At 69.6% G+C, this 18,764-nt stretch carries 18 protein-coding genes and 1 tRNA gene; 13 read left to right on the plus strand and 6 right to left on the minus strand.

Annotated features, from left to right (window positions below):
* Position 1: 1 nt before the first annotated feature.
* Positions 2-3,829, minus strand: coding sequence for a M36 family metallopeptidase (locus tag H4Q84_RS21305; protein WP_248581068.1), 3,828 nt, complete (start codon positions 3,827-3,829; stop codon positions 2-4).
* Positions 3,830-3,946: 117 nt separating this feature from the next.
* On the opposite strand from H4Q84_RS21305, the gene glgP reads away from it, so the two are divergent.
* Entirely contained in the window at positions 3,947-6,508 is a 2,562-nt protein-coding gene (glgP, locus tag H4Q84_RS21310; protein WP_349238383.1) for an alpha-glucan family phosphorylase, read from the plus strand.
* A gap of 383 nt (positions 6,509-6,891) precedes the next feature.
* Here the strand turns inward: glgP and glgX are convergent, their stop codons facing one another.
* Positions 6,892-9,057 (minus strand): glycogen debranching protein GlgX, encoded by a 2,166-nt coding sequence (gene glgX / locus H4Q84_RS21315; RefSeq protein WP_248581070.1) that lies wholly within the window; start codon positions 9,055-9,057, stop codon positions 6,892-6,894.
* A 99-nt stretch (positions 9,058-9,156) separates the two neighbouring features.
* Here glgX and H4Q84_RS21320 point away from each other — a divergent pair, with 99 nt between their 5' ends.
* The 5 genes from H4Q84_RS21320 (at position 9,157) to H4Q84_RS21340 (ending at position 13,389) form a co-directional block, all read left to right on the plus strand.
* On the plus strand, positions 9,157-10,221 hold the full coding sequence (locus H4Q84_RS21320) for a M36 family metallopeptidase (protein ID WP_248581071.1): 1,065 nt from the start codon (positions 9,157-9,159) through the stop codon (positions 10,219-10,221).
* A 93-nt stretch (positions 10,222-10,314) separates the two neighbouring features.
* Complete coding sequence (locus H4Q84_RS21325) at positions 10,315-11,094, plus strand: enoyl-CoA hydratase-related protein (RefSeq protein WP_248581072.1); 780 nt, start codon at positions 10,315-10,317, stop codon at positions 11,092-11,094.
* 33 nt (positions 11,095-11,127) lie between these two features.
* Positions 11,128-11,496: a hypothetical protein gene (locus tag H4Q84_RS21330; RefSeq protein ID WP_248581073.1), complete on the plus strand. Its 369-nt coding sequence runs from the start codon at positions 11,128-11,130 to the stop codon at positions 11,494-11,496.
* Between the two features lie 115 nt (positions 11,497-11,611).
* Positions 11,612-12,400, plus strand: a complete 789-nt coding sequence (locus H4Q84_RS21335) for an electron transfer flavoprotein subunit beta/FixA family protein (protein WP_349238384.1) — start codon at positions 11,612-11,614, stop codon at positions 12,398-12,400.
* Between the two features lie 26 nt (positions 12,401-12,426).
* Complete coding sequence (locus H4Q84_RS21340; RefSeq protein ID WP_248581075.1) at positions 12,427-13,389, plus strand: electron transfer flavoprotein subunit alpha/FixB family protein; 963 nt, start codon at positions 12,427-12,429, stop codon at positions 13,387-13,389.
* Between the two features lie 52 nt (positions 13,390-13,441).
* On the opposite strand, the gene H4Q84_RS21345 is transcribed toward H4Q84_RS21340, so the two are convergent.
* On the minus strand, positions 13,442-13,957 hold the full coding sequence (locus H4Q84_RS21345) for an SGNH/GDSL hydrolase family protein (protein WP_248581076.1): 516 nt from the start codon (positions 13,955-13,957) through the stop codon (positions 13,442-13,444).
* Between the two features lie 72 nt (positions 13,958-14,029).
* Here H4Q84_RS21345 and H4Q84_RS21350 point away from each other — a divergent pair, with 72 nt between their 5' ends.
* The 7 genes from H4Q84_RS21350 (at position 14,030) to H4Q84_RS21380 (ending at position 17,537) form a co-directional block, all read left to right on the plus strand.
* The gene (locus H4Q84_RS21350; RefSeq protein WP_248581077.1) at positions 14,030-15,280 is read left to right on the plus strand and encodes a glutamate-5-semialdehyde dehydrogenase; all 1,251 of its coding nucleotides are present in this window, start codon (positions 14,030-14,032) and stop codon (positions 15,278-15,280) included.
* 19 nt (positions 15,281-15,299) lie between these two features.
* Positions 15,300-15,452, plus strand: a complete 153-nt coding sequence (locus tag H4Q84_RS21355; RefSeq protein WP_248581078.1) for a hypothetical protein — start codon at positions 15,300-15,302, stop codon at positions 15,450-15,452.
* A gap of 1 nt (position 15,453) precedes the next feature.
* Positions 15,454-16,113 (plus strand): nicotinate-nucleotide adenylyltransferase, encoded by a 660-nt coding sequence (nadD, locus tag H4Q84_RS21360; protein WP_282580285.1) that lies wholly within the window; start codon positions 15,454-15,456, stop codon positions 16,111-16,113.
* The gene (gene rsfS, locus H4Q84_RS21365; RefSeq protein WP_248581079.1) at positions 16,110-16,487 is read left to right on the plus strand and encodes a ribosome silencing factor; all 378 of its coding nucleotides are present in this window, start codon (positions 16,110-16,112) and stop codon (positions 16,485-16,487) included. Before nadD ends, rsfS begins: the two co-directional genes overlap by 4 nt.
* Positions 16,484-17,092, plus strand: a complete 609-nt coding sequence (locus H4Q84_RS21370) for a histidine phosphatase family protein (protein WP_248581080.1) — start codon at positions 16,484-16,486, stop codon at positions 17,090-17,092. The genes rsfS and H4Q84_RS21370 overlap by 4 nt, the downstream gene beginning before the upstream one ends.
* A 68-nt stretch (positions 17,093-17,160) precedes the next feature.
* Positions 17,161-17,236, plus strand: a tRNA-Ala gene (locus tag H4Q84_RS21375).
* A 151-nt stretch (positions 17,237-17,387) separates the two neighbouring features.
* Positions 17,388-17,537 (plus strand): hypothetical protein, encoded by a 150-nt coding sequence (locus H4Q84_RS21380; protein ID WP_248581081.1) that lies wholly within the window; start codon positions 17,388-17,390, stop codon positions 17,535-17,537.
* A gap of 209 nt (positions 17,538-17,746) precedes the next feature.
* Here the strand turns inward: H4Q84_RS21380 and H4Q84_RS23270 are convergent, their stop codons facing one another.
* The 3 genes from H4Q84_RS23270 to H4Q84_RS21390 form a co-directional block, all read right to left on the minus strand.
* Positions 17,747-17,881, minus strand: a complete 135-nt coding sequence (locus tag H4Q84_RS23270) for a hypothetical protein (protein ID WP_282580286.1) — start codon at positions 17,879-17,881, stop codon at positions 17,747-17,749.
* 18 nt (positions 17,882-17,899) lie between these two features.
* A complete protein-coding gene (locus H4Q84_RS21385) occupies positions 17,900-18,412 on the minus strand; it encodes a DUF4396 domain-containing protein (protein WP_248581082.1) in 513 nt (170 codons plus the stop codon).
* 111 nt (positions 18,413-18,523) lie between these two features.
* Positions 18,524-18,730, minus strand: coding sequence for a heavy metal-associated domain-containing protein (locus H4Q84_RS21390; protein WP_248581083.1), 207 nt, complete (start codon positions 18,728-18,730; stop codon positions 18,524-18,526).
* Positions 18,731-18,764 lie beyond the last annotated feature (34 nt).

Genomic DNA, 18,764 nt, shown 5'->3' on the forward strand with positions numbered 1-18,764 from the left:
GTCAGTCGCGCAGCACCTGGATGCGCACCTTGGGAGAGCGCGACTTCGTGTAGCTCGCCGTGTCGAAAGGCTGGAAGGTGACCCGAACCGTGTGGGAGCCCACCGCCAGCGGACGGCGGACGGTCGTGACCATCTCCAACTTGTTCAGGTTGAACTCCGCGAACTTCTTGCCGTCCAGCCGGATCACGATCGAGCCGCCGGTGCGCAACCGGGAGCCACCGGCCTCCACGCCGAGCTTCAGCTTCGGCGGTGCGTTGAACCGGGTCTGCACCCGGCGGAACACCGTGAGCGCGATCGCGGTGCGAGCCGCGCCGGATCCCGTGGTCGGGGTGGGTGTGGTCGGGGTGGTGCCGGGAACGGGCGTGCCGGTTGGGGGAGTGCCCGCGCCCGAGCCCGGGTCGGTTCCCGAGCCCGGACCGGTGACCGGCGCGGGTGTCGTGAAGACCTGCAGCTCCGAGGCGTGCACGATCGTGCCCCGGTCGGACTTGGTCTTGCAGTCGGTCGCGTTGTTCGGATCGTTGTCGAGCTCACCGGCATACGCCGGGTTGCCGGTGCACTGGTTCTGCAGCGCGACCAGTCGCACGGCGGACGCCTGCGTCGCCGGCACGTCGTACACGCGCATGGTCAGGTCGGGAGCGACCGGACGCGGCGCCCGGCTCGGGAACGCGTCCGCGGGCGAGGTGTAGAACCGTGTCCACGCGGCACCGGCGGAGGCGCAGTCGGCGACACACGCCTCGACGGCGAACTGCCGCAACGCGGTGAAGCGCGAACCGGAGTCCGGGTCGGCTGCGAGCGGGACCTCGTTGGGGTCAGCCGGCGCCGGCGTGAGCATGGCGCTGACCTGCACGCGACGTACGGTCTGCACGTCTCCGGCCAGGTCGACCGCGACGGACGGCGTCGTCTCGTCGACGTTCGCGGCGGTCACGCCGCCCCAGTTGGTCTCCTCCGTGCCGTCGATGAGCTGCTCCGGGTTGAGGGAGCCCGCCGTCGAGCCGATGACGGTGGCGCCGGCGGCGGCGCTCGCGACGTTGACGTCGGTGTCGGGTACGACCACGGTGCGTGCGCCACCACCGGGCGCGACCTCGAGCGTGAACCGCTGGAAGCCGTGGTCCGGCGAGACCGCCAGCATCCGGTAGGTGCCGGGAGCGAACGGGGCGGCCGCACCGAGACCGGTCGTGCCGACCGTGTCGGCGACCGGGGTGGCCCGTGCCTCGTAGTCACCCACGTAGATGCGCGCAGCACCCGACGACTGGAACGTCACCGTGGTGTTGTCGGCCATGGGCGAGGCGAAGCTCGGCGTCGTGTCGCCCGAGCTGGCGTCCGGCGTCGAGGCGTCACGGCCCATGCCGCGGCGGGCGAACGCCGACCACATCTGCGGCAGGTCGGCCCCGCCGAAGCGCATGCTGTCGGCCGCCAGCATCGCGTCACGGGCGTCGAGCATCGACGTGTCGCCCTGCTGGAGCAGGAACGAGTCAAAGAGCAGCTGCACCCAGCGCCGGTTGCCCGGGCAGGCATCGGCCGGACGCGGGGTCTGCGTCTTCGTGGCCTGGGCACACTGCAGCTGCAGTGCCTTGTCGGCGTACGGGAACTGCGCGTCGTACTTCTCGACGAGTGCCTGGCGGACGTCCCACAGGGTGCCGTTCCAGATCTCGCCGTTGGCGTGCACCTCGTCGCCTGTGACGTCGAAGCCGTAGTCGGAGTAGTTCAGGGGGTTCTTGTCGATGGAGTAGTCGCGGATCGCGACGTCCTTGTTGCCGGTGGCGTAGACGCCCACGGCCCACGGGTTGCCGCCGTTGGAGTGGTCGTGGCTGAACTGGTACTCGCCGGCGACCAGGTCGCTCCACGACTCACCCATCGCGCCACCCTGCTCGGAGGTCAGGCCGTCGTCGGGGCCACCGACCATCCGGTTGCTGATCGCGTGGGTGTACTCGTGCCCGACGATGCCCATGTCGAGCCCGCCGTCGGTGCACGGTGCGTAGAACGCGCCGGCGATCGGCTGGAAGAGGTACTGGTTGGTGATGCCGGGCACGCCGTCCTGCAGCGCGATCTGGTTGGCGTTGTCGCGTCCCAGGTAGGACGGGGATCCGCCCGAGATCGCGCCGGCCTGGGCGTTGCCGACCTCGGAGTCACCGGCGACCCCTCCACGACCACCGTTGTCCTGCTGGAGGTTGTAGTTCTCCTCGGTGAAGCCCAGGTAGTAGGCGAAGTCGTGCATCCGGTTGTGGGCCACGAACAGGTTGCCGACCGACGCCTCGATGTCGTTGCCACCCGGTGTGAGCTGGGTCGGATCGCACTTGGAGTTGTTCCAGGAGTCGGTGAACTCCGTGGTGTACTCCCGCGTCGCGGACGTGGGCGCCTGGAACGTGCCGCCTGGAGTGAGCGGGCTGCCCCACGCCTCGTGGGTGTTGGCGTTGTTGCCGACTGTGGTGTTGGTCGGCACACCGCCTGTGAGGGAGTCCCACGGGCCGAAGGCCGCGATGTTCTCGTGCGCGCCCGCGGTGGCGGTGCAGTCGGCGGCGGGCCGCCAGCAGCCGATCACGGAGTTGCTCGGAATCTCCGTGGCGGAGTCGAGGGTCGGGTTGGCCTCGAAATAGCGCCACCTCGGCGAGAACCCGACGTCACTGCCCCCGGGGGCGGCGGTGTCACTGGTGGACACCGCTACGGAGTACTGACCGACCACGACGGACGTCGCGTCGAACGGGCAGATCTCCACGCTGTAGGTGCCGGCCGGGATCGAGTCGGCGGAGTACGTCGCCACCTCGGGGCTGGTGAGCAGATCCTGGGACAAGAGCAAGCCGCCCGGACCGTAGATGTTCACCGTGATGTCGTCCGCGGGTGCCGCGGTGGCGACGGTGTTGATCTGCTTCGTGGCGCCGTCACCAAGGTCGAAGGGGTGGCGGGTTCCACAGGTGGTCGGAGTGATCTTCCCTGTGAAGACGTTGTTGTAGACCGCGTTGTCCACCTGGTTGCGCCGGACGAGCACGTCGCCGTTGATCGCGTCGACGAGCACGGTGTGGGCCAGGGTGGAGCCGCCGCTGACGTCGACGACGTTGGCCTCGTAGACCGGCCGTACGTCACCGTCGGAGAGAGGGAGGGCCCGCAGCCGGACCAGCTGCTCCTGCACGAGACCGGGCACCGTGAGGCGCGTCCAGCCACCGGAGACGTTGCTATCGATTCCGCCGAGCTCACTGTCGGTGACCGCGCGGCCGACGTCGGCGGCGGCCTCGAGCCAGCCCTCCTTCGGGCTGAGGGTCGCAGCGGGCGGGGTGCCGGTGGCGCGGCTCAGGGACGACGAGACGTAGGCGACCTTCCCGTCGGTCACGCCCACGGTGACCATGCCGCCGGTGGCCGGGACGAGAGAGCCGAACTTCTGCCGGAACAGCACCGCACGGGCCGGGCTGTCCTGGAGGGCCTGGGCGTTGACGACCTCGAGATCGTCGACGGCGGCAGGGCTGACCCCGAACAGGTCGGCATGGTCGCGCAGCCAGGCCCGCGCACCCTCGGCCGGCGTACCCGGCGCCGCACCCAGGCTACCGTCGTCGGGCAGCACCGACGCGGGAGTCCCGAGGTCGTTCCAGCGCACGTGTACGCCGTCGAGGGTGGCGGCTGCCTGCCGCTGGCCGCTCAGCGGGGCGACCGCGTCGCGAACGTCGAGGTCGGCCAGGCCGGCGACCGGGTCGCCGAGTGTGCGCACCGCGTCGAGGTCGACAGCCGCAGGTGCGGCGTACGCCCCGGAGCCCGGGTCTTGACCAGTCGTGAGGGTGGCTGCGGCGACGAGGCCGGTGGCCAGCGCCACGAGGGCGAGGGTGCGGACTGCGGGGGCTGTCATGCCCCGACAACCGCGTCGGGGGCAGCCGGGTTACGCGGACAGTGTGGGGACACGGGCTTGGATCGATCCAAGAATGTTCGCTACCGTCGTCTCGTGCGAGCCATTCGACGATTCACCGTGCGTCCTGTCCTCCCCGAGCCGCTGACCGCGCTGGGGGTGCTGGCTGGCAACCTGCGCTGGTCCTGGCATCCGGAGAGCCAGGACGTCTTCCGCGCTGTCGACGCGAAGGTCTGGGAGGACGTCAACCACGACCCCGTGCGCCTGCTGGGCGCCGTCGGTCGCGAGCGGCTCGACGAGCTCGCCGGCGACGAGGCGTTCCTGCAGACGCTGGGCGCCGCGCAGGCCGACCTCGACCAGTACCTCACCGGTGAGCGCTGGTACGCCCGCAAGGCCGGGGCCGACGCGCCCCGCTCGATCGCCTACTTCTCGCCCGAGTACGGCATCACCGCCGTGCTCCCGCAGTACTCCGGTGGCCTGGGCATCCTTGCCGGCGACCACCTCAAGGCGGCGTCCGACCTGGGCATCCCCGTCGTGGGGGTGGGCCTGCTCTACCGGCACGGCTACTTCAAGCAGTCGCTCTCTCGTGAGGGCTGGCAGCAGGAGACCTACCCGGTGCTGGACCCCGACGAGCTGCCGCTGACACTGTTGCGCGAGGCCGATGGGTCGCGCGCGACGATCTCGATCTCGCTGCCCGACGGCCCCGACCTGCTGGCCAAGATCTTCGTGGTCAACGTCGGCCGCGTGCCGCTGCTGCTGCTCGACTCCGACATCGAGGAGAACAGCCAGCACTACCGCGACGTCACCGACCGCCTGTACGGCGGAAACTCCGAGCACCGCCTGCGCCAGGAGCTGCTCCTCGGCGTCGGTGGCGTGCGTGCGCTGCGCGCCTTCTCGCGCATCACCGGTGCACCCACGCCCGAGGTCTTCCACACCAACGAGGGCCACGCCGGCTTCCTCGGCATCGAGCGGATCCGCGAGCTCACCGTGGCCGACGACGGTCCGCGCCTCGACTTCGACACCGCCCTCGAGGTCTCCCGGGCCGGCACGGTCTTCACGACCCACACGCCGGTGCCCGCCGGCATCGACCGCTTCCCGCGGGAGCTCATCGAGCAGTACTTCGGCGGCGGCTCCTCGCCGACGCCGGGCGTGCCCGCCGACCGGGTGCTGAGGCTGGGTGCCGAGGACTACGACGGCGGCGACGCGGCCGTCTTCAACATGGCGGTCATGGGCTTCCGGCTCGCCCAGCGGGCCAACGGCGTCTCCAAGCTGCACGGCGTCGTCTCTCGTGGCATGTTCAACGGTCTCTGGCCGGCCTTCGACGAGGCCGAGGTGCCGATCAGCTCGATCACCAACGGCGTGCACGGCCCCACCTGGATCGCCCGCGAGATCTTCGACCTGGCTCGCTCTCGCGGTGCCGACGTCGATGGTGACGACACCGACTCGCTGTGGCCGCTGGTCGACGAGTTCGGTGGCCGGGAGCTCTGGGACCTCAAGCGGACCCTGCGAGCCCGGCTCGTCGAGGACGCTCGCGGCCGGATGAGGCGCTCGAGCATCAAGCGCGGATCCGCGCCCGCCGAGCTCGGCTGGGTCGACTCCGCACTCGACGCCGATGTGCTCACGATCGGCTTCGCGCGCCGCGTGCCGTCGTACAAGCGGCTGACGCTGATGCTGCGCGATCCCGCCCGCCTGAAGATGCTGTTGCTCGACCCCGAGCGGCCGATCCAGCTGGTCATCGCCGGCAAGGCGCACCCGGCCGACGACGGCGGCAAGAAGCTGATCCAGGAGATCGTCAAGTTCGCCGACGACCCCGAGATCCGGCACCGCATCGCGTTCCTGCCCAACTACGACATCGCGATGGCGCTGCCTCTCTACCCCGGCTGCGACGTCTGGCTCAACAACCCGCTGCGCCCTTACGAGGCGTGCGGCACGTCCGGCATGAAGGCCGCCCTCAACGGTGGCCTCAATCTGTCGATCCTCGACGGCTGGTGGGACGAGTGGTACGACGGCCAGAACGGCTGGGCGATCCCGTCGGCCGACGGCGTCGACGACCAGGACCGGCGCGACGACCTCGAGGCCAACGCGCTCTACGACCTGATCGAGAACGAGGTCGCGCCGCGGTTCTACGACGTCGACAACGAGGGCGTGCCCACCCGCTGGCTCGAGATGGTGCGGCACACGCTGAAGTCGCTCGGCCCCAAGGTGCTGGCCACCCGTCAGGTCCGTGACTACGTGCGCGACCTGTACTCCCCGGCCGCGCACACGTCGCGGGCGCTCAACTCCAACTACGACGGCGCCCGCGAGCTCGCCGCATGGAAGCAGGGTGTGCGCCAGGCCTGGCCGTCGGTGCACGTCGAGCACGTCGAGTCGGCCGGTGTCGACGACTCCCCGGAGGTCGGCGCGAACCTGACCGTGCGCGCGTTCGTCGCGCTCGGATCGCTGAGCCCCGACGACGTCGAGGTTCAGGTCGTGCACGGCCGCACCACCGGCGACGACGAGCTCGCCGACTCGACCGTGAGCGTCATGCACGTCGTCGAGAGCTACGACGGCAACCGGCACCGCTTCGACGCCGACGTGTCCCTCGCCCGGTCCGGCTCGTTCGGCTACACAGTGCGGGTCGTGCCGCGTAACGACGCGCTCGCCTCGGTCGCCGAGCTCGGGTTGGTCGCCGTTCCCGCCTGAGGGCGAGCCTGGTGCGCCGTCGTCCGCCCGGGGTGCTGGGGCCCGCGCGCGTAGCAGGTCGGGTCTCGGCGTCAAGAGTTCCCTGCGGCGCCTTCGGCGCTCTTGACTCCGAGCCTCTCCCGACCTGCTGAGCGGCGCCCGGGGCGGCGGCAAGCCGCCGCCCGCGCAAGCGCGGGCCCCGAAATGACACCCCGCGATTGGTCGAAAGCCGCATGGTTCTGGCCGAGATTCATGCGGTTTCTGGCCATTCGACGGGGTGCATTTCCGACCGCAGGTCGGCGTCGTCCCGATAGGCGCCAACTCGGCCCGGGTGGAGGCCGAAGACTGGCGCCGCGGGAGGACGATGACGTCAGCCCGACCACGACCCGCTTGTGCGGCCAAGCTCAGGTCTGCCGGAACACCAGCACGGAGCGGCCCTCCTGCTTGACCTGTTCGCCCGCCTTGACCTGGGTGCCGATCGGGTTCGTCGAGTCGGTGGAGAGCACGATCTCGCCGGCGGATATCCAGGCGTTCTCGGGCAGCGTGAGCACGACGTCGTTGGGGCTGGAGTTGAGCCAGATCATGAACGACTTGTCGCGCTGCTGCTCGCCGTGGGCACCTGGGAAGCGCAACGGGTCACCCAGCACGAACAGCCCGACCGCCTTGATCGAGTCGTCGCGCCAGTCGGCGTCCGACATCTCGCGCCCCTCGGGGTGCAGCCAGACGATGTCCTTGGGACCACCCTTGATGGTGGGCCGCCCCTCGAACCAGTGCCGCTGCCGCAGCGCCGGGTGCTCACGACGCAGCCGCAGCGCGGTCTTGGTGATCTCGTAGAGGTCGAGCCACGCGTCGTCGGGTCGCCAGTCGATCCACGAGGTCTCGTTGTCCTGGCCGTAGGCGTTGTTGTTGCCACCCTGGGTGCGGCCGCGCTCGTCGCCGGCGGTCAGCATCGGCACGCCGTTGGAGAAGCAGAGCATCGCCATCATGTTCGCGGCCTGCCGCCGCCGCAGCGCGATGATCTCGGGGTCGTCGGTCTCGCCCTCGACGCCGCAGTTCCACGAGCGGTTGTTGTCGGTGCCGTCGCGCCCGTTCTCGCCGTTGGCCTCGTTGTGCTTCTGGTCGTACGACACGAGGTCGCGCAGGGTGAAGCCGTCGTGGGCGGTCACGAAGTTAACGGAGGCGTACGGCGACCGGCCGTCGTCGGCGTACAGGTCGGACGAGCCGGCGAGGCGGGTGGCAACGGTGCGGATGCCGTCGGCCCGGCCCCGCCAGAAGTCGCGGACAGTGTCGCGGTACTGGTCGTTCCACTCGATCCACGGCGGCGGGAAGCCTCCGACGCGGTAGCCGTCCATGGAGGCGTCCCACGGCTCGGCGATCAGCTTCACGTGGCGCAGCACCGGGTCCTGGCCGATCGCGACGAGCAGGTGGCTGCCCATGTCGATCTCCTGGTTGGTGCGGGCCAGTGCCGACATCAGGTCGAAGCGGAACCCGTCGACGTGCATCTCGCTCACCCAGTAGCGCAGCGAGTCGAGGATCATCCGCAGCGACTGGGTGTGAGTGGCGTCGACGGTGTTGCCGCACCCGGTGACGTCCCAGTAGGCGTCGGTCTTCGCCGTCGGGTGCAACTGATCGCTGACGCGCTGGTAGTAGCCCCGGTCGTCGAGGCCCCGGAAGCTCAGCGTCGGCCCACGCGGCCCGGCCTCGGCGGTGTGGTTGTAGACGACGTCGAGATAGACCTCGAGCCCGGCGTCGTGGAACGCCTTGACCATCGTCTTGAACTCGGTGACCTGCTGGCCACGGTCGCCGGAGGCGGAGTAGGCGCCGTGCGGGGCGAAGAAGCCGATGGAGTTGTAGCCCCAGTAGTTCACCAGGCCGAGCTCGGCGAGCTTGGGCTCGGAGACGAACTGGTGCACCGGCAGCAGCTCGACCGCCGTCACGCCCAGGTCGCGGAGGTAGTCGATGACCGCGGGCGTCGCGAGGCCGGCGTACGTTCCGCGCAGCTCCTCGGGCACTCGGTCATGCAGCTGGGTCATGCCCTTGACGTGGAGCTCGTAGATGACGGTGTCGCGCCACCGCCGGCCGAGGGGAGTGTCGTCGCCCCAGTCGAACTCGTCGTATACGACGACGCTGCGCGCCATGTACGGCGCGGAGTCGAGCTCGCTCATCACCTCGGGGGTGCCGATGACGAACGAGAAGATCGCGGGCTCGGGCGTGACGGTGCCGGAGACCGCCCGGCCGTAGGGGTCGAGCAGCAGCTTGTTGACGTTGAATCGCAGCCCCTCCGCGGGCCGCCACGGTCCCTCGACGCGGTAGCCGTAGAGCGCGCCGGCCATCAGGCCGGGCACGGCGCCGTGCCAGATGCCCAGCGACTGCTCGGTCAGCTCGACCCGGGTCTCGACCTCCGTGCCGTGGCCGTCGTCCTCGAACAGGCACACCCAGGCGCGGGTCGCCCGGGGTGCGTAGACGGCGAAGTTGGTCGACTCCTCGCTCCAGGTCGCGCCTAGCGGCCAGTTGCGCCCGGGCCAGACTGCGTTGCGCTGGCCCTCGTGGTCCCACATTCCCGGTGTCACGGCGGTCATTGTGGCGCATGCCCTCCGGCCGGCGAGGTTGGGCGGCTGCGACCTATTCCCAGTGCGCGACCTGCGAGTTATGGTCCGCAGGTGATATCGATGAGAACCATCCTGATCCCCGCGGGCGCCGGGCTCGTCGCCTTGACACTCGCCGCCACCCTGGCCTCCGCGCCCGCCCTCGCCACCAAGCCGGGCAGCGGGAGCACCACCGGCTCGGCCAAGATCTTCAAGGTCAACCCGGTCCAGTCGACCGGTGACCAGACGCTGGTCGACGGCAAGGACGGCAAGGAGGCCGTCATGCCTCGGGAGGCGTACACGAGCGAGGACCTGCGCAACCTCGACGGCTCGGGCACGCTGTCGGGCAAGTGGGCCAACGTGCGCACCAGCACCGGCACCCCGGCTTACAGCGCCATCAACGAGTTCAAGTACACCCGCGACCAGGACCAGTTCGAGCAGGTGATGGGCTACTTCTGGGTCAACGAGGCGCAGGAGTACCTCCAGTCCCTCGGCTTCGGCAGCACGTTGCGGCCGATCCTGAAGCGGCCCTACGACGTGCGCATCAGCCAGTACGGCGTCGACAACTCCTACATGACCGACAAGGGCGACTTCATCCGCCTGGGCAAGGGCGGCGTCGACGATGCCGAGGACGCCGAGGTGATCATGCACGAGTACGGTCACGCCATCCACAACGACCAGGTCCCCGGCTACGGCAGCAGCCTCGACGCCGGCTCGATCGGCGAGTCCTTCGGTGACTACTTCGCCGTCAGCGCCGGCCTGGCTGCCGCCCAGCGTTACGGCTGGCCGGTCGGGGCCGAGCAGGCGTGCCCGATGGACTGGGACGCCGTGTCCTACACCGCCGCTCCACACTGCATCCGACGGTTCGACCGCAACCTGACGCTGCTGACCCGCAGGAACGAGGTGCACTTCGACGGCCAGATCTGGAGCCAGGCGCTGTGGGAGATCCGGCTCGGTTACGTGAACGCCGGCAAGACGACCGCCCAGTGGGACACCACGATGATCGACGCGCAGTTCGGCTTCGCGCCGGACACCTCGTTCCAGCAGGCCGCGAAGGCGATCTACCTCAAGGCGATCGCCCGGGGCGACGGCACCCAGGAGCTGATCCGCAACCGGTTCGCCGCGCGGGGCATCGAGTTCACCGTCTGATCGAGCGCCTCGCACGTCAAGGACAGGGATCGAGCCTCTAGGCTCGGTCCCTGTTCGGGTTCTGTCGTGTTGTCGAGTTGCGTGGAGGTCGTCGTGGTGGATTTCGTCAGGCTCGAGGTCGAGGGTGGCGTGGGCACCATCCGGCTGGACCGCCCCAAGATGAACGCCCTCAACGTGCAGGTGCAGGAGGAGATCCGCGCCGCCGCCACCGAGGCCAGCGCCCGTGACGACATCAAGGCGGTCGTGGTCTACGGAGGCGAGAAGGTGTTCGCCGCCGGGGCTGACGTCAAGGAGATGGCCGACATGTCGTACACCGACATGGTCAAGCGCTCCGGAGCCTTGCAGTCCGCGCTCACCTCGGTGGCCCGGATCCCGAAGCCGGTCGTGGCAGCGGTCACCGGCTACGCGCTCGGCGGTGGCTGCGAGCTCGCCCTGTGCGCCGACGTGCGGTTCGCGGGAGACAACGCCGTGCTCGGCCAGCCCGAGGTGCTGCTCGGCATCATCCCGGGCGCCGGTGGCACCCAGCGGCTGACCCGGCTGATCGGGCCGAGCAAGGCGAAGGACATCATCTTCACCGGCCGTTTCGTCAAGGCCGACGAGGCGCTGGCGATCGGTCTCGTCGACCGCGTCGTCCCCGCCGACCTGGTGTACGACGAGGCGCTGGCGTGGGCCGGCCAGTTCGCCGGCGCCGCGACGTACGCCCTCCGCGCGGCCAAGGAGACCATCGACCGGGGCCTCGAGACGGACCTCGAGACCGGCCTGGAGATCGAGCGCCAGCAGTTCGCCGCACTTTTCGCCACCGAGGACCGTGCCATTGGCATGGGTTCGTTCGTTGAGAACGGACCGGGCAAGGCCCAGTTCGTGGGGCGGTAGCCTCCCGGCAACGAAACGAGAGAAGGAACCGCCGTGGCTACGGATGAAAAGACCGACCGCAAGTCGGACAAAGGCAAGGGCAGGCAGGCAGTCGGCGAGGCCGTCAGCCTGGTCCGGGCGCGGCTGGCGCAGGCCATCTGGCTCGTCTGCGTGCTCGCCGCGCTGATCCTCGCGGTCGGTGCGCTGCTGGTGGCACTCAAGGCCAACAAGGACAACGACCTCGTCTCGTTCGTGCTCTCCGCGGCCGACCGGGTCGACCTGGGTGTCTTCTCGCGCGACGCCGGCATCAAGCAGTTCACCGGTGACAACGCCGGCGTCAAGAACGCGCTGTTCAACTGGGGCCTCGGCGCGATCGCCTGGCTCATCGTGGGCCGCATCCTGGATCGGCTGATCCGCCCCTGATTCTGACAGTCCTACTGTGAGAGACCCCACCCTGGACGGCGTTCCGCGGTGGGGTTCTCGCTAGTAGCCTCAGCCGCACCAACCGAATGCACAGGAGAGGCCCCCGGGTCACACCATGAACATTGTTGTTTGCGTGAAGTACGTCCCCGATGCCACCGCCGACCGGCAGTTCGAGTCCGACAACACCGTCGACCGTGTCGGCGTCGACGGGCTGCTGTCCGAACTCGACGAGTACGCCATCGAGCAGGCCCTGCAGCTCAAGGAGAAGGCCGAAGGAGAGACCACGGTGACCGCGCTCTGCGTGGGACCCGCGAAGGCCCTCGACGCCGTCCGCAAGGCGCTGCAGATGGGTGCCGACCAGGGCGTCCACGTGGTCGACGACGCGATCGCCGGCTCCGACGCCATCGCTACGTCACTGGTGCTCGCCAAAGCGATCGAGAAGATCGGTGACGTCGACGTCGTCATGTGCGGCATGGCGTCCACCGACGGCGCGATGAGCGTCGTCCCGGCCATGCTGGCCGAGCGGCTCGGGCTGCCCCAGGTGACCCAGGCGGCCGTGGTCGAGGCCCAGGGTGGCCAGGTGCGCATCAAGCGCGACGGCGACTCCGCTACCGAGGTCATCGGCGCGACGATGCCGCTGGTGCTCTCGGTCACCGACCAGTCGGGCGAGGCCCGCTACCCGTCGTTCAAGGGCATCATGGCGGCCAAGAAGAAGCCGATGGAGACCTACTCGCTGAGCGACCTCGGCGTCGACGCCGACCAGGTCGGCCTCTCGGTGGCGTGGACCGTAGTGGAGGACACCACCGAGCGTCCGCCCCGCACCGCCGGCGAGATCGTCACGGACGAGGACGGGTCGGGCGCCAAGGCGCTGACCGAGTTCCTCGCCGCCAAGAAATTCATCTGAGCGAAGTTCATCTGAGGAGCAAGATCATGACTGAAGTACTCGTTCTGGTCGACCACGTCGACGGCACGGTCAAGAAGCCGACCTATGAGCTGCTCACCATCGCGGCCCGCCTCGGCGAGCCCTCCGCGGTCTTCATCGGTGCTGCCGACCAGGCCGACGCCGTGGCCGAGGCCGTGAAGAAGTACGGCGCGCAGAAGGTCTACGTCGTCGACGACGCCGAGATCAAGGGCTACCTCGTGGCCCCGAAGGCCGAGGCGCTGGCCCAGCTGGTCGAGAAGACTGCTGGTGAGGGGGGCGTGGCCGCGGTGTTGATCTCGTCCTCGGTCGAGGGCAAGGAGATCGCGGGTCGCCTCGCCATCAAGACGGAGTCAGGCCTGATCACCGACGCCGTCGACGTGCAAGAAGGTCCGGTGACCACGCAGAGCGTGTTCGCCGGCAACTTCACGGTGCAGGCCAAGGTCACCCAGGGCACGCCGATCATCACGGTGAAGCCCAACTCCGCCGCCCCGGAGGAGACCGAGGGTGCCGCTGCCGTCGAGCAGTTCGCCGTCACGATCTCCGACGCCGCCAAGGGTGCGCAGATCATCGCCAGCCAGCCGCGTCAGGCGACCGGCCGCCCCGAGCTCACCGAGGCCGCGATCGTGGTCTCCGGTGGCCGTGGCACAGGCGGCGACTTCGAGCCCGTAGAGGGCTTCGCCGACGCGCTCGGTGCCGCGGTCGGCGCCTCGCGTGCCGCCGTCGACTCGGGTTGGAAGCCGCATTCCTTCCAGGTCGGCCAGACCGGCAAGACGGTCTCTCCGCAGCTCTACGTCGCCAACGGCATCTCCGGTGCGATCCAGCACCGCGCCGGCATGCAGACCTCGAAGACCATCGTCGCCGTCAACAAGGACGACGAGGCCCCGATCTTCGAGCTGGTCGACTTCGGTGTCGTCGGCGACCTGCACAAGGTGCTGCCGGCCGCGACCGAGCAGATCAACGCCCGCAAGTAGTCATCGACATCCGACGCCCCGTCCTCTCCGGAGGGCGGGGCGTCGTGTCGTTTCACCCGACAGCGGCGGCGATCGCCGGGATGAGCAGCTCGTACGCCGCCGGCGCGAGGTGCACGCCGTCGTCCACGAACGCCGCGCTGCCCAGCGAAGCCAGCACGGCCGGGGTGTCGACGACGCTGCCGCCGGCCGCGGCCACCACGTCCGCGGCGACCCTGCTGTAGTCGGCGAGCACCTCGTTCGTGCGGTCGGCCACCCGTTTCAGCCGGGTCTCGTCGACGCCCGGCGACGCGACGTACACGATCCGCTGGGGGAGACGGACGACCGCGTCGGCCAGCGCCCGCTCGGAGGTCTCGATCGGCACCTGCTTCCACGGCGCCGCGTCGTTGGTGCCGACGCCGATGACCACGACGTCGTACGACGCGAGGTCGGCGACACCCGCGACCTGGTCGGCCAGGTCGGTGGCGAACGAGCCGCTGATCGCGGCGTTGGTCACCTCGGCCGCGATGCGCGTCAGGTCGTCGGGCTGGATCCGGGCGAGGTGGCTGTCGCCGAGCAGCAGGACGCGCATGGGTCTGTCCTATCGCGGCCGGGCCGGTGAGACGGCGGTGACGCGCCCGGCTCACGCTCGTAGGCTCGGTCCATGAGCATCGAGGGTGACGTCCGCGCGGTGGCTCTGCGCGGCCGGGAGGCCAGCTTCGAGCTGGCGCTGGCGACCCGGGCGACGAAGGACGACGCACTGCTCGGGATGGCGTCTGCCCTGCTGGCGTCGTCGGATCAGGTGCTGGCCGCGAACGCCGACGACGTCGGACGCGCCGAGGCCTCGGGCACGCCCGCCAACATCGTCGACCGGCTGCGGCTCACTCCCGACCGCCTCGACGCGATGGCCCAGGGCCTGCGCGAGGTGGCTGGCCTCCCCGACCCGGTGGGGGAGGTGGTGCGCGGCTCGACGCTCGCCAACGGGCTCGAGCTGCGTCAGATCCGGGTGCCCTTCGGAGTGGTCGGGATGATCTACGAGGCCCGCCCCAATGTCACCGCCGACGCCGCGGGCATCTGCCTCAAGGCGGGCAACGCGGTGCTGCTGCGGGGCTCGTCGAGCGCGCGGTCGTCGAACACCGCCATCGTGCAGGTGCTGCGCGATGCAGCCGTGGAAGCCGGTCTGCCCGCTGACGTCGTACAGCTCGTGCCGGGTGACTCTCACGAGAGCGTCAAGGCGCTGATGCGGGCCCGCGGGCTGGTCGACGTACTGATCCCGCGCGGTGGGGCCGGCCTGATCCGATCGGTCGTCGAGGAGTCGACGGTGCCGGTCATCGAGACGGGCGTGGGCAACTGCCACGTGTACGTCGACGCGGCCGCCGACCTCGACCAGGCGCTGGCCATCGTGCTGAACGCCAAGACCCACCGCACCAGCGTCTGCAACGCCGCCGAGTCGCTCCTCGTGCACGCCGACCTCACCCAGACCTTTGTGCCGCGGGTGGTCGAGGCGCTGACCGAGGCGGGCGTGACCGTGCACGGTGACGCCGAGTTCGCGGCGTACGACGGAGTGTTGCCGGCCACGGACGACGACTACGCCGCGGAGTACCTCTCCCTCGACATCTCCGCCTGCGTCGTCGACTCGGTGGACGACGCGATCGCCCACATCCGGCGCTTCTCGAGCGGCCACACCGAGGCGATCGTGACGCGGGACCAGGCGACAGCACGTCGCTTCGTGGCCGCCGTCGACTCGGCTGCGGTGCTCGTGAACGCCTCGACGCGCTTCACCGACGGCGGTGAGTTCGGGTTCGGCGCCGAGATCGGCATCAGCACCCAGAAGCTGCACGCGCGCGGGCCGATGGGGCTCACCGAGATGACCTCGACCAAGTACGTCGTGACCGGAGATGGCCACGTGCGCTGACGCCGGTAGGATCACCGCCATGTCGCTGAGCGCTCTCTCCCTCGCTGCCGCTGTCGCCGAGAACGGCGAGCACGCGCTGTCCCCATACGCCGTGGGCGGCGGTGTCCTGCTCATCCTGCTGGCGGTCATGGGCGCGCTGGTGGCCTTCGGCGGCGGGCGCGAGCACAGCTGACGTGCCGGCAACCCAGACTCCGTCCCGAGCCCGCCGCGTCGGGGTGATGGGTGGCACGTTCGACCCGATCCACCACGGCCACCTCGTGGCCGCGTCCGAGGTGCAGGCGTGGTTCGGCCTCGACGAGGTCGTCTTCGTGCCCACCGGAGCGCCGTGGCAGAAGTCCGACCGCTCGGTGTCGCCGCCGGAGCACCGCTACCTGATGACGGTCATCGCGACGGCCGCCAACCCGCGCTTCCGGGTCTCGCGCGTCGACATCGACCGCGACGGGCCGACGTACACGATCGACACGCTGCGCGACCTGCGCGAGCAGATGCCCGACGCCGAGCTCTACTTCATCACCGGCGCCGACGCGCTGGCCGACATCTTCACCTGGCGTGACGCCGACGACATGTTCGAGCTCGCCCAGTTCGTCGGCTGCACCCGCCCCGGCTACGAGATGGACGCGAAGACGCTCGACGCCATCCCGTCCGACCGGGTCACGATGGTCGAGATTCCCGCCCTCGCCATCTCTTCCACCGACTGCCGCAAGCGCAAGGAACGCGGCGAGCCCGTGTGGTACCTCGTCCCCGACGGGGTGGTCCAGTACATCGCCAAGCACCACCTCTATCCCGGGCCCGACCCGGCTCCCCAGAACGTCCCAGGAGACCCGCCTGCATGACCGCCACCGACCACGCCATCGAGCTCGTCCACGCCGCCGCCCGCGCGGCGTCCGAAAAGCTCGCGACCAAGATCATCGCCTTCGACGTGAGCGAACAGCTCGCGATCACCGACGCCTTCGTGCTGGCCTCGGCCACCAACGACCGGCAGGTCAAGGCCATCGTCGACGAGATCGAGGACAAGCTCCGCGAGATCGGCGCCAAGCCGATCCGCCGCGAGGGCGAGCGCGACGGACGCTGGGTGCTCATCGACTACGGCGACGTCGTCGTACACGTGCAGCACGAGGAGGAGCGGCAGTTCTACGCCCTCGAGCGGCTCTGGCGCGACTGCCCAAGCATCAAGCTGCCTGCCGACGTCACCTCCAACGAGCGGTGAGCCGGCGCCTCGTCCTGCTTCGGCACGGCCGCACCGCGTGGAACCACGCCCGTCGTGTCCAGGGACAGCTGGATGCCGAGCTCGACGACAGCGGACGAGCCCAGGCAGATGCCGTGGCGACGGTCCTGGCCACGCTCGAGCCGACGTTGCTCTGGTCGTCTGACCTGGTGCGAGCTCGTGACACCGCGCTGACGGTGGGCAAGGCCGCCGGCCTGGACCCGACGTACGACGAGCGCCTGCGCGAGTTCTCCCTGGGCGAGCGCGAGGGCATCACGCATGATGAGTACGCGGCGCTGGCACCCGAGGAGTTCGAGCGTTTCCGTCGCGGCCACTACGACGCGGCTCCGGGCGCCGAGCCGACCAGCGAGGTCCGGATCCGCATGCACGCCGTACTCACCGAGCTCCTCGCCGCTCTGGGGCCGGGGGAGACCGGCGTGGCCGTCTCGCACGGGGCGGCCATCCGCGTCGCGACCGGCGCGATGCTCGACTGGCCCGACGACCAGTTCCACTCGCTGCGTGGCCTCGACAACTGTGCCTGGGTGCTGCTCGAGGAGCACCCGGAGGTCTCCGCACTGCGACTCGGCGCCTACAACCGCACCGTGTGACCCCCCGATTTCGCAAGCCATCGGGCCATTGGCTACCATTCTCGGCGTTGCCCAACGGGTGACGATCTGGGGCTGTGGCGCAGCTGGTAGCGCATCTGCATGGCATGCAGAGGGTCAGGGGTTCGAGTCCCCTCAGCTCCACCAGATCAGCAAGCCAAGGCCATGTCGGCCTCCTCGCAAGAGGAGGAAGACATGGCCCTTGGACATTTATTGGACACATGTGGCCGCGCGGCGAGTCAGGGGCCGGCATGGCACCTTCTCGATACGTCTCGGTCGACCTCGTGCACTGGTGGGCATGGACACCACGATCGCCGCCCAAGACACCATCGAGCCAGTTCTCACCCTCGGCCGCGAGCTGCGTCTTCGTCGCTCCGAGGTGGACTCGTGGCTGGCCCGGCTCGAGGCGGCCGCCAGTGCCCGCCATCCGACGGGGGATCGGAGTTGAGCCGCGGACGGCCCGCACCGCGATGGCGACCTACGGGCAGGTCCACGCCACCGACCTCGGGGGCCGCCAGCGCGCGTTGACTCGCTTCCAGGACACCGACGGCCACCTCATGGGTCTCGTCGAAGGCGTGTCGTCGTCTGTTCGGACGCGCCGGTGCTTGCTCCGGCTAGGACCACGAGCGACACGCTGGATCATCGATCTGGTGAAGGCTAGTCGCCCTGACGCATGCTCGAGCCGTGCGAAGGCGGAGGTGCTCCGTCGTCCTCGAGCTCGGCGGCGATGGAGACGACCAGGCCACCGAGCAGGAACCCGATGACGCCGGCGGCGAGAGTGTTGGTGTTCACGGCACTTCCTCCTGGAACTCAGTGGTGGGCGTCGCTGGCGGCGTGGCCCTCGTGGTCCATGCCCTCGTGGTCCATGCCCGCGTGGTCCATGCCCTCGTGATACCGGTGAGTCAAGGCGTGGCCCTTGCCCTTGTCGATGAGGTAGCGGTTGACCGGGAAGGCCGCGATGAAAGCGACGGAGAGCGAGATCATCATCCCGATCCAGAAGATGGGGTTGACCAGCCCGGCGTCCATGGCGCCGGGGATCATCGCCATGACGAGGTTGTCGACGATCTCCATGGTCGCGATGGAGAGGGTGTCGGCCGCGAACACCACGCTCAGCGCGGCGAAGAAGCCGAGTCCCGCCGAGATGAGGGGCAGCGTGGAGAGCGCGTAGCCGAACAGGAATGCGAGCCCGACGGCCAGGGCGATGGTGACGCCGGTGGACAGTTCCAGCGCCGTGCCGACCATCAGGCCGGCGACCTCTCCGATCGCACAGCCGGTGAGGCAGTGCAACGTGGCGTTGGCGGCCATGCTGTTACGCGCATTCATGTCGATCCTCTCCCTGTGTGATACCCCCCGACCGTATCGGCCGACGGGTGGGCTCGAGCGACGGGGCCGTCCCGGGCCGGTGCCGAGCACCGGCCCGGAACGATCCCGATGTCAGGCGACCCGGTAGCCGGCCGCGGTGATGGCGGCGCGGACCTGGTTGTCGTCGTACTCCTGCCCGGTGACGGTCAGGGTGCCGCTGGCGAGGTCGACTTCGGTGTTCTCGACCCCTGCCACCTCGGCGACGGCCGCGGTGACCTTGCCCGCGCAGCTGGTGCAGGTCATGCCCTGGACGGTGTGAGTGGTGTTCGTGGTGCACATGAGTGGTTGATCCTTTCCTGGTGGTCCGGGCCGG

This window comes from Nocardioides sp. InS609-2 (assembly GCF_023208195.1).
GTDB lineage: Bacteria > Actinomycetota > Actinomycetes > Propionibacteriales > Nocardioidaceae > Nocardioides.

Bases quoted from the DNA above. Each gene is read 5' to 3' on its own strand.
- H4Q84_RS21355 (WP_248581078.1), top strand. From the start codon at position 15,300: ATGTCGCTGAGCGCTCTCTCCCTCGCTGCCGCTGTCGCCGAGAACGGC.
- H4Q84_RS21340 (WP_248581075.1), top strand. From the start codon at position 12,427: ATGACTGAAGTACTCGTTCTGGTCGACCACGTCGACGGCACGGTCAAG.
- H4Q84_RS21305 (WP_248581068.1), bottom strand. From the start codon at position 3,829: ATGACAGCCCCCGCAGTCCGCACCCTCGCCCTCGTGGCGCTGGCCACC.
- H4Q84_RS21320 (WP_248581071.1), top strand. From the start codon at position 9,157: ATGAGAACCATCCTGATCCCCGCGGGCGCCGGGCTCGTCGCCTTGACA.
- H4Q84_RS21350 (WP_248581077.1), top strand. From the start codon at position 14,030: ATGAGCATCGAGGGTGACGTCCGCGCGGTGGCTCTGCGCGGCCGGGAG.
- H4Q84_RS21345 (WP_248581076.1), bottom strand. From the start codon at position 13,957: ATGCGCGTCCTGCTGCTCGGCGACAGCCACCTCGCCCGGATCCAGCCC.
- H4Q84_RS21385 (WP_248581082.1), bottom strand. From the start codon at position 18,412: ATGAATGCGCGTAACAGCATGGCCGCCAACGCCACGTTGCACTGCCTC.
- H4Q84_RS21335 (WP_349238384.1), top strand. From the start codon at position 11,612: ATGAACATTGTTGTTTGCGTGAAGTACGTCCCCGATGCCACCGCCGAC.
- rsfS (WP_248581079.1), top strand. From the start codon at position 16,110: ATGACCGCCACCGACCACGCCATCGAGCTCGTCCACGCCGCCGCCCGC.
- H4Q84_RS21380 (WP_248581081.1), top strand. From the start codon at position 17,388: ATGGACACCACGATCGCCGCCCAAGACACCATCGAGCCAGTTCTCACC.
- H4Q84_RS21390 (WP_248581083.1), bottom strand. From the start codon at position 18,730: ATGTGCACCACGAACACCACTCACACCGTCCAGGGCATGACCTGCACC.